Origin of the sequence: Aeromonas sp. NJAU223 (genome assembly GCF_051125555.1) — a bacterium.
Lineage (GTDB): Bacteria > Pseudomonadota > Gammaproteobacteria > Enterobacterales > Aeromonadaceae > Aeromonas > Aeromonas veronii_G.
The window spans coordinates 3,837,439-3,849,783 of record NZ_CP144204.1 but is presented as its reverse complement, the minus strand read 5'-3'; the positions used below and the strand labels follow the sequence as shown (position 1 = coordinate 3,849,783).

Sequence of the window (12,345 nt, the reverse complement as noted above, 5' to 3'; positions counted from 1 at the left end):
CCTTGCCTCCGAGGTCTGGCTGCACCTGGGCAGAGGCTGAATTAATCCGTAAGGAGCTAAAATGCGTCATTACGAAATCGTCTTCATGGTTCACCCGGACCAGAGCGAGCAAGTACCTGGCATGATCGAGCGTTACACCGGCGCCATCACCACCTCCGGTGGTACCATTCATCGCCTGGAAGATTGGGGCCGTCGTCAACTGGCTTACCCGATCGACAAGCTGCACAAGGCTCACTATGTTCTGATGAACGTAGAAGCCGAGCAGGCCGTTATCGATGAGCTGGAAACCAACTTCCGCTTCAACGATGCCGTTATCCGCAACATGATCATGCGCACCAAGCACGCCGTGACTGAAGTTTCTCCGATGGCCAAGGCCAAGGAAGAGCGCTTCACCCGTCGTGACGACGAGCGCCGCGAAGATGCTGTTGAAGCGTCTTCCGAAGAGTAATTCTTAAGATCATTCCATAGAGGATAAAGGCCATGGCACGTTATTTCCGTCGTCGTAAGTTCTGCCGCTTCACCGCCGAGAACGTTACCGAGATCGACTACAAAGATATCGTTACTCTGAAAAACTACGTCACTGAATCTGGCAAGATCGTACCGAGCCGTATCACCGGTACCCGCGCCAAGTATCAGCGTCAGCTGGCACGCGCCATCAAGCGTGCTCGTTACCTGGCTCTGCTGCCGTACACCGATCTGCACAACAAGTAAGAATCGGTCCGGCGCTTACGCCTAACTCAACTTTCATAGAGGAAAGGTAATGCAAGTTATCCTGCTCGATAAGATCGCCAAACTGGGCGGTCTGGGTGACCAAGTTTCCGTTAAAGCTGGTTATGCCCGTAACTACCTGATCCCGCAAGGCAAAGCCGTTATGGCTACCAAGGCCAACATCGAGACCTTCGATGCTCGCCGTGCTGAACTGGAAGCCAAGCTGGCTGCCGGTAAAGCTGCCGCTGAAGAGCGCGCTGCCAAGCTGGGTGAACTGGCTGCCGTTGTCATCGCCTCCAAGTCTGGCGACGAAGGCAAGCTGTTCGGTTCCATCGGTACCCGTGACGTGGCTGAAGCCATCACTGCTGCCGGCGTAGCCGTTGCCAAGAGCGAAGTCCGCATGGGCAACGTTCTGCGTAACACCGGTGAGTACGAAGTTGTTGTTCAGCTGCACGCTGACGTCAAGGCAACCGTACAAATCCAGGTTGTTGCTCTGTAATAGCGTCTCGCTTTGCAGAAAAAACCCGCGCAACTGCGCGGGTTTTTTTATTTTTGAATCCGGCGGGGATCACGGGGTAGAGTGGGGCTCTGTTCCTCTGACGGAGATCCCTATGGCAGCCTGGGTCGAAGGCCGGGTCATCGAGCGCATCGAATGGACACCCACCCTGTTCTCCCTGCGTGTGGCGGCAGAACTTGCCCCCTACAAGGCGGGTCAATTCACCAAGCTGGCCCTGCAACGGGGCGAGCAACGGGTCCAGCGGGCCTACTCTTTCGTCAATCCTCCCACCACGCCCTACCACGAATTCTATCTGGTGACGATCCCGGACGGGGAGCTGACACCCTCCCTCGGCGCCCTCCTGCCCGGAGACAGCCTGTTGGTGCAATCCCAGGCCACCGGTTTCCTGACCCTGGACGAGCTTCCCGCCGGGCGGGATCTCTGGCTGCTCTCCACCGGCACGGCCATCGGCCCCTTCCTCGCCATGCTGGCGGAGGGCGAGGTCTTCCGGCGGTTCGAGAACCTGGTGCTGGTGCACGGGGTGCGCAAGGGGGAGGAGCTCACCTATCAGGCCCTCATCACCAGCCTGGTCGAGCAGTACGGCCCCCGATTCCGCTATGTCCCCTTCGTTAGCCGCGAGGCGAGGCCGGGGGCCATGGCAGGACGGATCCCGGCGGCCATCGATGAGGGCAGCCTGCAGGAGCGGGTAGGGTTGGCGTTTTCCGCCGAGCACAGTCAGGTGATGATCTGCGGCAATCCCGCCATGGTGAAGGAGACCCAGCAATCCTTGCTGGCACTGGGGTTGGCCAAAAACCTGAGACGAGCGCCGGGCAATATCAGCATGGAGAATTACTGGTAGGGATGGGCAGTGTTATGTGCTGCCCGTTGATGGTTTCGTGATCCACTCCAGCTGACAACTCTTTCCTTTGCGGTGCGTTGTGCTGCTCGGTGTCGCTCTGGCGTGAGTCTTGCGAAGGGCGCTCCCGATTGGCTGCATTGTCGTGGGCCGGGGGCGCCGCGAAGGCCGCGCCGCTGTTGAGCAGCCTGGAGAGCAGATGGGAAACGGAGTTGCGCATGATGACCTCTCTGGTAGCAGGGGCCTCAGTGTAGGGGGGGCAACCTGAACCAAAGCGGAACAACGTCTGTCGGTGACTTCCGGCAACTTGGTGCAGAAATGGTGGTTAAATGCCTTGAACGCGTCGGCTTCTTGGGTGGCGTCAGAAACGTTGAAGCAATTCAACGGGTTGGCCGAACCGTCTGGGAGGCAGCCTGCTCGGTACGCCCCCGGTCTGCATGAGTTGTGCAGGCTATTCGGAGCAAAGAATGGGAGGCGATGGCCTCCCAGCTGCACTCTGGACGAGCGGCAGGCCGATTGGCGGGAGGGACTCGCCATGATCAGGGGGACAGATGAAAGGGCGCCGTGTATCCGCGCGTCCCTTGATCATGACGGCATCCGGTGGCTGCCGGATCCCGTCTGCTGGGGACAAGGGGGTGGCTATTTGTCCAATTCGGTCGGGTTCTGCCCATCCGGATGCGGATATGGCGGAAATCCGGGGATCCGCCTTCATTCTGCCCGCTGGCTGACTATAATCGGCAGCCAACTTTTCCTCTGCTTCTCATCTTTCGCTCATCATGACGACACAAGCCCCCGCCGCGCTGCGCTACCCCAAGGGGTGGTTCGCGCTCAGCACCGTTTACTCCTTCACCGGCCTGGCCATCCTGGCCTCCATTGTTTTCTCCCTGCTGCTGTTTCTCTCCATCGACGACAACCCCTTGATGAAGTGGCTGTTTGGCGGTCTGGCCATCATCTTCGAGCTGGGCAAGTTCTACGTCTGGTATGAATACGGGGAGTGCAAGGCACGCCGGGACTTTGGCGGCGCCTTCTGGTCGCTGCTGTTCTACAGCGTGCTGGCGGCCATCTCCATCGGTGGCAGCATCGGTGGCATCAACAGCGCCACCAACACCATCCTGAGCCAGCAAGCCCGCCACGAGCGGGAAATCGCCCGCTTCGACGAGCAGATCGCCAGCATAGAGCGGCAGATCCTGCTCAACGAGGAGGCGGCCCGCAAGTATATCGAGATGGCGCGGATCTCAAGCGGTGTCAACGGCCTGCAGCAGGCCAACACCAAGCTGAGACTGAAGCAGGATGCGCTGCGCCAGGAGCGGGACGCCAAGCCCCTCAATGAGCAATCCTCCATGCTGGGGCTGATGAGTAGCCTGGCAGACGGGGTGGGCATGAGCATCAGTCAGGTGCAGTTCCTGCTGGTCTGCTTCCTCTCCATCCTGCTCGATGCCTTCGGCGCCTACTTCGTCAGCCTGATCGGGGAGGAGAACCGCTTCCGCCGACTGTGGCAACGACAGCAGCAACCGCGGGAGGCGGAAGTGCCCCCGACCGTGCCTGCCGAGCCCCTGGTCGTCGCCAGACCGGCGCCGGAACCCGCGCTGGTCGCCAGGGTGAGAAGCCTGCTGGAGAGCGGTGAGTCCAAATGCAGCAAGCGCAGGGTCGCCGAGGCACTGGCCATGCCGCTGGAAGAGGTGGACAGGGTGTTCCAGCATCTGCTGGCAGAAGGGGTGCTGGGGCAGGGCAGCAACCGCCACTACCACCTCAACGTGCAAGCGGGTTGAGCGAGCCACCGGGGGCAATGGCTACGGATGTCATTACCAGACGGGAAAAACAGGAGGCCACCTCAGGGTGGCCTCGTCGTTGCTGGAGGACGGGCTAGTGGGTCAGCACCATCATCAGGCTGAGGAAGGCGGCGAGCCCGCCACCCAGACCGATGATCCAGTAAAACCCCCTGGCCCCCTGTTTGAGCGGGATCCGGAAGTAGAGCAGGAAGGCCCACCAACCCAGAGCCAGCAACAGAGGGATAAGAAACATTCGAGCCATGTGGTCCTCGCTGTTATTCTGTGGATCCTTGATCAATCAACAGGATGGATTGTGCAATGACGCAGCTACAGATTACCGCATTCGGCGCCCCCTCGGTACTCAAGCTCAACCCTTCGCAGGACAGGATCCCCGCAGAGGGAGAGGTGCGGGTGCGCATCTGCTATGCCGGCGTCAATCCCATCGATGCCAAGACCCGGGCCGGGCTCGGCTGGGCGGCGGCCCAGAACAAGGACAACCTGCCCTGGACCCCGGGCTATGACATGGCCGGGGTGGTGGACAAAGTCGGCCCCGGTGTCACCTCCCTCAAGGAGGGGGAACCGGTGTGCGGCATGGTGGGCTTCCCGCTGGCGGCGGGCGCCTATGCCGAATCCATAGTGGTGAGCGAAAGCGAGCTGGTCAAACTCGACGGCGTCAGCCTCAAGCAGGGGGCGGCGCTGCCGCTGGCGGGCCTCACCGCCTGGCAGGGACTGTTCGAGCATGGCGATCTCAAGCGTGGTCAGCGGGTGCTGATCCTGGCCGGTGCCGGGGGGGTCGGCCATCTGGCGGTGCAGTTTGCCAGCGCCTATGGCGCCGAGGTGGTGGTGACCGCCAGCCCGGATAACCACGGCTTCCTGCACGGGATCGGCGCCGATGTCATGGTGGATTACCACGATGCCGACTGGGTTGCCCAGGTAGGCCAGGTGGATCTGGTGCTGGATCTGACGGGGGGCGAGAGTGGCAAGGCGGCCCTTGCCTGCGTCAAACCGGGTGGCCGGCTGGTGACGGTGCCGACCATCACGGCCCAGCTTATCAAGGATGCCGGTGCCGAGCTGGGGGTTGAGGTGAGCGGCATGCTGGTGCACCCCGACAACAAGCAGCTGGCCCAGATGCTTATCCTGCTGCGTCAGGGGGATGTGCACATCACCCTGGCCGGCGAGTATACGCTGGCGGAGGGGGCGCTGGCCCATCAGGCCATCGAGGCGGGCCACACCCGTGGCAAGCTGGTGCTGCGCATGCCGGCCGCCGAGCAGTATCCGGCATAAGGGCGACGATGTGATGGAGACCCTGGAAACCGGGCTGGGCTGGCTGTTTCTGAGCGCCTTTACCTCCGCGACCCTGCTGCCCGGCAGCTCGGAAGTGTTGCTCGGGGTGATGGCCAACCAGGGTCAGTGGAGCATGGCCAGCCTGCTGTTCTGGGCCACCCTCGGCAACACGCTGGGGTCGATGACCACCTGGTGGCTCGGCTGGCTGGCCACCTTCAAGAAGAAACCGGAAGATTTTCAAGGCCGTGGGGAACAAAAGGCGCTCGGTTGGCTCAAACTCCATGGTCACTGGTGTCTGCTGCTTGCCTGGACGCCGGTGATAGGCGATGGTCTCTGCCTGCTGGCCGGTTGGCTGCGCCTCTCGTTCTGGCGCTCTCTCATTCTTATCGGGCTCGGCAAATTGTTTCGTTATGCCCTGGTGTTTCTGCTGGCCAAGCAGATCTTCTAGTCTTTTTCGTTCAGTCACGAGGTAACCGTGAAGCAACTCATCCCATTAAGCCTTCTCATGGGCTTTGCCCTGCCGGCGCTGGCCGCCCCGACCCTGGTATCGGAGCAGGTCAAGCAGGAGGGCAAGCTCGGCATTCCCTATCAGATGTACAAGCTGGACAACGGCCTGACCGTGATCCTGGCACCGGACAAATCGGATCCCTTGGTGCACCTGGATGTCACCTATCACGTGGGATCGTCCCGCGAGACGGTGGGCAAGTCCGGGTTTGCGCACTTCTTCGAGCACATGATGTTCCAGGGCTCCAAGCATGTGGGTGATCAGGAGCACATGCGGATCATCAACGAGGCCGGTGGTGACATGAACGGCACCACCAACAAGGACAGAACCAACTACTACGAGACGGTGCCGGCCAACCAGCTGGAGAAGGTGCTCTGGCTGGAGGCGGATCGCATGGGCTTCCTGCTCGATGCGGTGAGCCAGAAGAAATTCGAGATCCAGCGTGCCACCGTCAAGAACGAGCGGGCCCAGCGCATCGACAACCAGCCCTATGGCCTGGTGAGCGAGAAGGTGGGAGAGGCGCTCTATCCGCGCACCCATCCCTACTCCTGGCAGCCCATCGGTTATGTGGAAGATCTGGACAGGGTCGGGGTGGATGACCTCAAGCAGTTCTTCCTGCGCTGGTACGGGCCGAACAACGCGACCCTGACCCTGGGCGGGGACTTTGACAGCAAGCAGGCGCTGGCCTGGATTGAGCAGTACTTCGGATCCATTCCCCGCGGGCCCGATGTGGCCGAGCCGACCCCCAAGCCTGCAACCCTGCCCGAGACCCGCTACGTCACCTTGCAGGACAAGGTGCACCTGCCGCTGCTCTACATCAGCTATCCCACCGTGGCGCTTGGCGATCCCCAGGAGCCGGCGCTGGACATCTTTGCCGACGTGCTCGGCGGCTCTGCCAGCTCCATGCTTTATCAGTCCCTGGTCAAGACCGGCAAGGCCATCGAGGTGGGGGCCGGTCACTCCTGCGAGGAGCTGGCCTGTACCCTGACGGTCTATGCCTATCCGAACCCGGCGGTGGATGGCAGCCTCAAGACCCTCAAGGGGGAAGTGGACAAGGTGATCGCCGATTTCGCCAACCGGGGCGTCAAGCCTGCGGATCTGGAGAAGGCCATCAGCAGCTATCGCTCCTCCGCCATCTGGGGGCTGGACAGCATAGAGGGCAAGGTGAGTCAGCTCGCCATGGGTCAGGTGCTGGCCCAGGATCCCAACTATGTGTTCAAGAACCTGGATGCCATCGCCGCGGTCAAGGCCGATGACGTCAAGGCCGCCTACGACAAGTTCATCGCGGGCAAGCCTTCCGTGGTGCTGAGCGTGGTGCCCAAGGGCAAGACGGACTGGCAGGCCGCCGCCCCCAACTTCAGTCCGGCCAAGCGGGAGCTGCCCGATTACAGCAAGCACGGGGAGCCTCTGGCCCTGCGTCCGGTGAAAGACAGCTTCGATCGCAGCGTGCAGCCCAAGGCTGGCGAGGCGGTCAGCGTCAAGGTGCCGGCCATCTGGCACGGCAAGCTGGACAAGGGCATCGAGATCATCGGCACCCAGAGTGACGAGATCCCCGCCGTCTCCATCATGATCGCCCTGCCGGGCGGTATCCGGGCGGAAGGCAAGGGGGAACTCGGTCTCGCCAGCCTCACCGCCGCCATGCTGGAACAGGGCACGGTGCGCCTCTCCGAGGCCGAGCTCAGCGACGAGTTGCAAAAGCTCGGCGCCAGCATCAGCGTCTCCACCGCCCAGTACAACAGCCTCATCACCATCAGCTCGCTGACCGACAAATTGCCCCAGACCCTGGCCCTGGTGCGCGAGGTGTTCGAACGCCCCGGTATGCGGGAGGCGGATTTCGAGCGACTCAAGGCCCAGATGCTGCAAGGGATGAAGCAGAGCGAACAGCAGCCGGAGTGGCTGGCAGGTCAGGCGTTCCGCGAGCTGGTCTACGGCAAGCAGAACCGGTTGGGTCAACCCAGCAACGGCGTGCTGACCGATGTGGAGAAGCTGACCCTGGCGGATGTGAAGCGCTTCTATCAGGCCTATTACAACCCGACTAATGCCAAGGTGGTGGTGACCGGGGACGTGACCCAGCAGCAGATCGAATCCGAACTCGGCTTCCTGCCGGAGTGGAAGGGCGCCGCGCCCAAGCTTGGGGATCTCAAGCCTCAGGGTGAGCAGGCCAAACCCGGCATCTATCTGGTGGACAAGCCGGGAGCCCCCCAGTCGGTGATCCGCATCGGCCGCCGCGCCATGGCGTTCGACACCACGGGGGATTACTTCGTCGCCAACCTGATGAACTTCAACCTGGGGGGCAACTTCAACAGCCGCATCAACCTCAACCTGCGGGAAGACAAGGGTTACACCTATGGGGCCAGCTCGGGCTTCTCCGCCAACCGCGAGGCGGGGGTCTTCGCCACCGGTGCCAATGTGCGGACCGATGCGACCGTGGATGCGATCCGCCAGTTCCTCAAAGAGATGGATGGCTATCGCGCGAGCGGCCCCACCCCGGTGGAGCTGGCCTATATGCGCAGCGCCGTCTCCCAGCAGGATGCCCTCTCCTACGAGACCCTGGGCCAGAAGGCGGGCTTCCTGCTGCAGATGATCATGTATGACCTGAAACCCGACTATGTGCAGGCCCAGAGTCAGCTGATCAAAACGGTGTCACCCGAGACGCTGAAAGCCAGTGCGGCCCGTTGGTTGAACCCGGCCGACATGGTGATTGTGGTGGTGGGAGACAAGCAAAAGCTTGAAAAACCGCTTGCCGAGCTTCATCTTCCCATCTATCCACTGCAACTGCCCTGACAGGCAGAGCAAAATAATGAGCGCCGCCCCGGCCGGGGCGGCCACACATGAGCCGTGAATATGACTACTACTAGCTTGTCGCTCACCGAGTTGTTGGCTGCCCTTGGCGCCCCCGAGCGGGTCACCGCCCTCAAGGGGATCCGCCGCGGGATAGAGCGTGAATGCCTGCGCATTACCCCCGAAGGCACCCTGGCCCAGACCGATCATCCGAAGAGTCTGGGATCCGCCCTGACCCATGGCAACATCACCACCGACTACTCCGAGAGCCTGCTGGAGTTCATCACCCCGGCCACGGATTCCATCGAGAGCCTGATCGAGCAGCTTGGCGACATCCATCGCCACAGCATCCGTCACATCGGTGACGAGCGGATCTGGCCCCTCTCCATGCCCTGCTTCGTCGGTGACGAGGAGAGCATCCGGCTGGCCCAGTACGGCAGCTCCAACATAGGCCGGATGAAGACCCTCTACCGGCAGGGGCTGAAGAACCGCTACGGCAGCCTGATGCAGGTCATCGCCGGGGTGCACTTCAACTTCTCCATGCCGGACAGCTTCTGGTGCGAATGGCAGGATCTGGTTGGCGAGGGCTGCTGCAGCCAGCGCTTCATCTCCGACAAGTACATGGGGCTTATTCGCAACGTCTACCGCTTCGGCTGGTTGGTGCCCTATCTGTTCGGTGCCTCCCCCGCCATCTGCGACTCCTTCCTCAAGGGCCGCAAGAGCAGCCTGCCGTTCCAGAAGACCGGCAAGGGGACCCTCTATCTGCCTTATGCCACCGCGCTGCGCCTGTCCGATCTCGGCTATACCAACAGCGCCCAGGCGGGCCTCAAGATCAGCCACGACAACCTGCCGGCCTATGTCAGCAGTTTGCGCCGCGCCATCAACACCCATGATCCAGAGTTCGCCAAGATCGGGGTCAAGGTGAACGGGGAGTACCGTCAGCTCAATGACAACGTGCTGCAGCTGGAGAACGAGCTGTATGCGCCCATCCGGCCCAAGCGCACCCCGCGCAGCGGCGAGAAGCCGTCGGATGCGCTGGAGCAACGCGGCATCGAATACATCGAGCTGCGTACCGTGGACGTGAACCCCTTCACGCCGTTCGGCATCGAGGTGGATCAGATCCGCTTCTTCGATCTCTTCCTTGTCTGGTGCCTGCTGCGCCCGTCCCCTGTGCTGACCGACGAGGAGGTGGCGCGCAATCGCCGCAACCAGAACAAGGTGGTGCTGGAGGGTCGTCGTCCCGGCCTCGAACTGGAGGACGAACAGGGCAACCCAATCGGCCTCAAGGAGTTCGGCCTCACGCTGTTTGGCGAGCTGGATCAGGTGGCCGAGCTGCTGGATCGCTGCTGTGGTCGCAATCGCTATCGCGAGACGCTGGCCATGCATCGGGAAAAGCTGCTAAACCCCGAACTTACCTATTCCGCCCGCCTGCTCAAGCAACTGCTGGAAAGCGGCCAGGACAACGGCTGCCTCGGCGACGAGCTGGCGAGCCGCTACCGGGAGGAGATGCTGGCTGGTGAGCTGGAGTACTGGGACGAGGCCTACTTCGCCGGTGAGGCGCGGGATTCGCTGGCCAAGCAGCGGGAGCGTGAGCGCGGTGACAGCCTCTCGTTCGATGACTTCCTGGCAGACTACTTCGGTACCCGCCAGACCACGGTCTGACGCCTGCTTCGCAAGATGAAAAAAGCCGCTCTCTCGAGCGGCTTTTTTTATGGGGCGTTTTTCAGTGCCGCGCGGTGAGCGAGTACCAGCCGCTCCAGTTGGGCCAGCAGGTAGTCACGGTAGCCCTGACCAAACAGCTTGCCGGGCTCCAGGGAGGCGATCAGGGTCTGCCGGCGCTGGCTTTGCAGTAGGGGGAGGCGGCGGACATGGGTATCTATCCAGACGATGGCGCCCGACGGGGCCTGCATCAGGTTGCCGAGGTGCAGATCCCGGTGGTAATAACCCTGTTTGGCCAGCTGGAAGATATCGTTGGCCATCTGGCGCAGCAGAGCGAGCCGGTTCGCCTCGTCGGCACGCTGGAAGTAAGCCTCGCACGACTGGTGATCCTGCAGATATTGCACGGCGAGGAAAGAGCCGAGGGGATTGAGGGGGTTGAGGGCGAGACCGGCGGCCTTGCAGGGCACCACATTGAGCCCGGCCTGACGGATCAGGCGATTGCTGCGCCATTCACGAAAGGCATCGATATGGCCAACCATCCGCTTGCTGAGCAGGTCCCGACAGAACCAGCGCAGGGTCCAGCGGGGGTATTTGTCGGCGACCAGCTTGCAGAGACTGTTGCTGGCGTTGTGATGCCAGAACAGACTGCTGCCCTGCGCCTCGAACTGCCGGGTCTGGGTGCTCTGCTTGAGGGTCCAGCTGTCCAGATGGAGGTCATCATTGACCAGCAGGTAGTAGTGCTTTTGACCGTTAAAGTTGAGTGAGGTCAGTGTCATAGCGCGCTTTTGTAAGTTTTTTCTGATAGTGATTAATTCTCCCCTGCCAAGCCTGACTGGAGCTGAATGAGAGGCTGAAATAGAAAACGGCCCCGCAGGGCCGTTTTAACTTCATCCATGGGACAAGATCAGAGGATCAGGCCGCCGAAGAAGAAGCCAAGGGCGACCGCCATGGCGATGGTGGCCACACCGGGGATGAAGAAGGGGTGGTTGAACACCGCCTTGCCAATCCGGGTGGAGCCGGTGTCATCCATCTCGACCGCCGCCAGCAGGGTGGGGTAGGTCGGCAGCACGAACAGGGCGCTCACCGCGGCGAAGGAGGCGATGGCAGCCAGCGGGCTCACGCCCAGTGCCAGTGCGGCAGGCATCAGCGCCTTGGTGGTCGCACCCTGGGAGTAGAGCAGCATGGAGGAGAAGAACAGCACCACGGCCAGCAGCCAGCTGTACTGGTTCAGCAGGTCACCGGCAAAGGCCTGGATCTCGACCATGTTGCCCTTCACGAAGACGTTGCCGAGCCAGGCGACACCCAGTACGCAGATGCAGGCGGACATACCGGACTTGAAGGTCGGCATGTTGGTGACCTGGGAGGCGTCCAGTTTGCACAGCAGGACCATCAGGGTGGCGGCGGAGAGCATGATGCCCATGATGGCGCCGTCACGGGGGATGGGGGGGCTCGCGATCAGGCCCACGTTGCCGGAGATGGCGGTGGCATAGGCCATGACGGCGACGATGGCGGCGACGAAGATGCCGACGGAGAGCTTGGCATAGGGCTTGAGCTCAATCTGGCTGGAACCGCGCAGTTTGATGAGACCCTTGGCCTTGCGATCCAGATAGACTTCGTCCTGCTCCAGCGGCTTGCCCAGCATGTTGGCCACGAAGGCACCCAGGATACAGGCGATGAAGCTGGACGGGATGCAGATGGCCAGCAGGGTCAGGTAATCCACCCCCAGTGGCTCAAGCATGCCGGAGAAGGCGACCACGGCCGCCGAAATCGGCGAGGCGGTGATGGCGATCTGGGAGGCGACGACCGCGATGGAGAGCGGACGGGAGGGGCGAATGCCTTGCTCCTTGGCCACTTCGGCGATCACCGGCAGGGTGGAGAAGGCGGTGTGACCGGTACCGGCCAGCATGGTCATCAGGTAGGTGACCACGGGCGCGGCGAAGGTGATGTGCTTGGGATTCTTGCGCAGGGCTTTCTCGGCAAGGGAGACCAGGTAGTCCATCCCGCCGGCCAGTTGCATACAGGCGATGGCGCAGATGACGGACGCGATGATCATGATCACGTCCCAGGGCAGGTAGGCGACCAGCTGATCACCCGGGATGGGCATGCCCAGCCCCCAGGTCAGTACCAGTACCCCGAGGCCACCGGCGAAGCCGATGCCGATGCTGCCGATCCGAGCCCCCAGATAGATAGCGGCGAGCACGACAAGTAACTCGATTCCAATCATATTAAACACTCCATAATCCAGTTTTTTTAGGTTTTTATGTGGCAGGAAAGCCAATTCCCGATG

General features: G+C 61.9%; 12 protein-coding genes. 9 read left to right on the top strand and 3 right to left on the bottom strand.

Annotated elements, in window-relative coordinates; translation table 11 throughout:
* Nucleotides 1-61: 61 nt before the first annotated feature.
* The 5 genes from rpsF (at nt 62) to VZC39_RS17540 (ending at nt 3,829) form a co-directional block, all read left to right on the top strand.
* Nucleotides 62-448 (top strand): 30S ribosomal protein S6, encoded by a 387-nt coding sequence (gene rpsF / locus VZC39_RS17560; protein ID WP_349919633.1) that lies wholly within the window; start codon nt 62-64, stop codon nt 446-448.
* A gap of 32 nt (nt 449-480) precedes the next feature.
* Nucleotides 481-711 (top strand): 30S ribosomal protein S18, encoded by a 231-nt coding sequence (gene rpsR, locus VZC39_RS17555; protein WP_005313392.1) that lies wholly within the window; start codon nt 481-483, stop codon nt 709-711.
* A gap of 49 nt (nt 712-760) precedes the next feature.
* Nucleotides 761-1,207 carry a 50S ribosomal protein L9 gene (gene rplI, locus VZC39_RS17550; RefSeq protein ID WP_349919632.1) on the top strand — a complete coding sequence of 149 codons (447 nt, stop codon included), beginning with the start codon at nt 761-763 and terminating at the stop codon, nt 1,205-1,207.
* Nucleotides 1,208-1,319: 112 nt separating this feature from the next.
* On the top strand, nt 1,320-2,063 hold the full coding sequence (locus VZC39_RS17545; RefSeq protein WP_434664202.1) for a ferredoxin--NADP reductase: 744 nt from the start codon (nt 1,320-1,322) through the stop codon (nt 2,061-2,063).
* 773 nt (nt 2,064-2,836) lie between these two features.
* The gene (locus VZC39_RS17540; protein WP_434664199.1) at nt 2,837-3,829 is read left to right on the top strand and encodes a Preprotein translocase subunit SecY; all 993 of its coding nucleotides are present in this window, start codon (nt 2,837-2,839) and stop codon (nt 3,827-3,829) included.
* Nucleotides 3,830-3,923: 94 nt separating this feature from the next.
* Here the strand turns inward: VZC39_RS17540 and VZC39_RS17535 are convergent, their stop codons facing one another.
* Nucleotides 3,924-4,082 (bottom strand): hypothetical protein, encoded by a 159-nt coding sequence (locus tag VZC39_RS17535; RefSeq protein WP_434664198.1) that lies wholly within the window; start codon nt 4,080-4,082, stop codon nt 3,924-3,926.
* Nucleotides 4,083-4,147: 65 nt separating this feature from the next.
* Here VZC39_RS17535 and VZC39_RS17530 point away from each other — a divergent pair, with 65 nt between their 5' ends.
* The 4 genes from VZC39_RS17530 to gshA are packed head-to-tail and all read left to right on the top strand — an operon-like array spanning nt 4,148 to nt 10,061.
* A complete protein-coding gene (locus tag VZC39_RS17530; protein ID WP_434664195.1) occupies nt 4,148-5,113 on the top strand; it encodes an NADP-dependent oxidoreductase in 966 nt (321 codons plus the stop codon).
* Between the two features lie 13 nt (nt 5,114-5,126).
* Nucleotides 5,127-5,561, top strand: coding sequence for a YqaA family protein (locus tag VZC39_RS17525; protein ID WP_434664193.1), 435 nt, complete (start codon nt 5,127-5,129; stop codon nt 5,559-5,561).
* A 27-nt stretch (nt 5,562-5,588) separates the two neighbouring features.
* Nucleotides 5,589-8,402 carry a M16 family metallopeptidase gene (locus tag VZC39_RS17520; protein WP_349919624.1) on the top strand — a complete coding sequence of 938 codons (2,814 nt, stop codon included), beginning with the start codon at nt 5,589-5,591 and terminating at the stop codon, nt 8,400-8,402.
* Between the two features lie 60 nt (nt 8,403-8,462).
* Complete coding sequence (gene gshA / locus VZC39_RS17515) at nt 8,463-10,061, top strand: glutamate--cysteine ligase (protein ID WP_434664191.1); 1,599 nt, start codon at nt 8,463-8,465, stop codon at nt 10,059-10,061.
* A gap of 47 nt (nt 10,062-10,108) precedes the next feature.
* Here gshA and VZC39_RS17510 read toward each other — a convergent pair whose 3' ends face one another.
* Complete coding sequence (locus VZC39_RS17510; RefSeq protein WP_349919622.1) at nt 10,109-10,834, bottom strand: lipopolysaccharide kinase InaA family protein; 726 nt, start codon at nt 10,832-10,834, stop codon at nt 10,109-10,111.
* A gap of 128 nt (nt 10,835-10,962) precedes the next feature.
* The gene (locus VZC39_RS17505) at nt 10,963-12,282 is read right to left on the bottom strand and encodes an anaerobic C4-dicarboxylate transporter (RefSeq protein ID WP_349919621.1); all 1,320 of its coding nucleotides are present in this window, start codon (nt 12,280-12,282) and stop codon (nt 10,963-10,965) included.
* Nucleotides 12,283-12,345 lie beyond the last annotated feature (63 nt).

Bases quoted from the DNA above. Each gene is read 5' to 3' on its own strand.
- rplI (WP_349919632.1), top strand. From the start codon at position 761: ATGCAAGTTATCCTGCTCGATAAGATCGCCAAACTGGGCGGTCTGGGT.
- VZC39_RS17540 (WP_434664199.1), top strand. From the start codon at position 2,837: ATGACGACACAAGCCCCCGCCGCGCTGCGCTACCCCAAGGGGTGGTTC.
- VZC39_RS17545 (WP_434664202.1), top strand. From the start codon at position 1,320: ATGGCAGCCTGGGTCGAAGGCCGGGTCATCGAGCGCATCGAATGGACA.
- rpsF (WP_349919633.1), top strand. From the start codon at position 62: ATGCGTCATTACGAAATCGTCTTCATGGTTCACCCGGACCAGAGCGAG.
- VZC39_RS17525 (WP_434664193.1), top strand. From the start codon at position 5,127: ATGGAGACCCTGGAAACCGGGCTGGGCTGGCTGTTTCTGAGCGCCTTT.
- rpsR (WP_005313392.1), top strand. From the start codon at position 481: ATGGCACGTTATTTCCGTCGTCGTAAGTTCTGCCGCTTCACCGCCGAG.
- VZC39_RS17530 (WP_434664195.1), top strand. From the start codon at position 4,148: ATGACGCAGCTACAGATTACCGCATTCGGCGCCCCCTCGGTACTCAAG.
- VZC39_RS17510 (WP_349919622.1), bottom strand. From the start codon at position 10,834: ATGACACTGACCTCACTCAACTTTAACGGTCAAAAGCACTACTACCTG.
- gshA (WP_434664191.1), top strand. From the start codon at position 8,463: ATGACTACTACTAGCTTGTCGCTCACCGAGTTGTTGGCTGCCCTTGGC.
- VZC39_RS17535 (WP_434664198.1), bottom strand. From the start codon at position 4,082: ATGTTTCTTATCCCTCTGTTGCTGGCTCTGGGTTGGTGGGCCTTCCTG.
- VZC39_RS17505 (WP_349919621.1), bottom strand. From the start codon at position 12,282: ATGATTGGAATCGAGTTACTTGTCGTGCTCGCCGCTATCTATCTGGGG.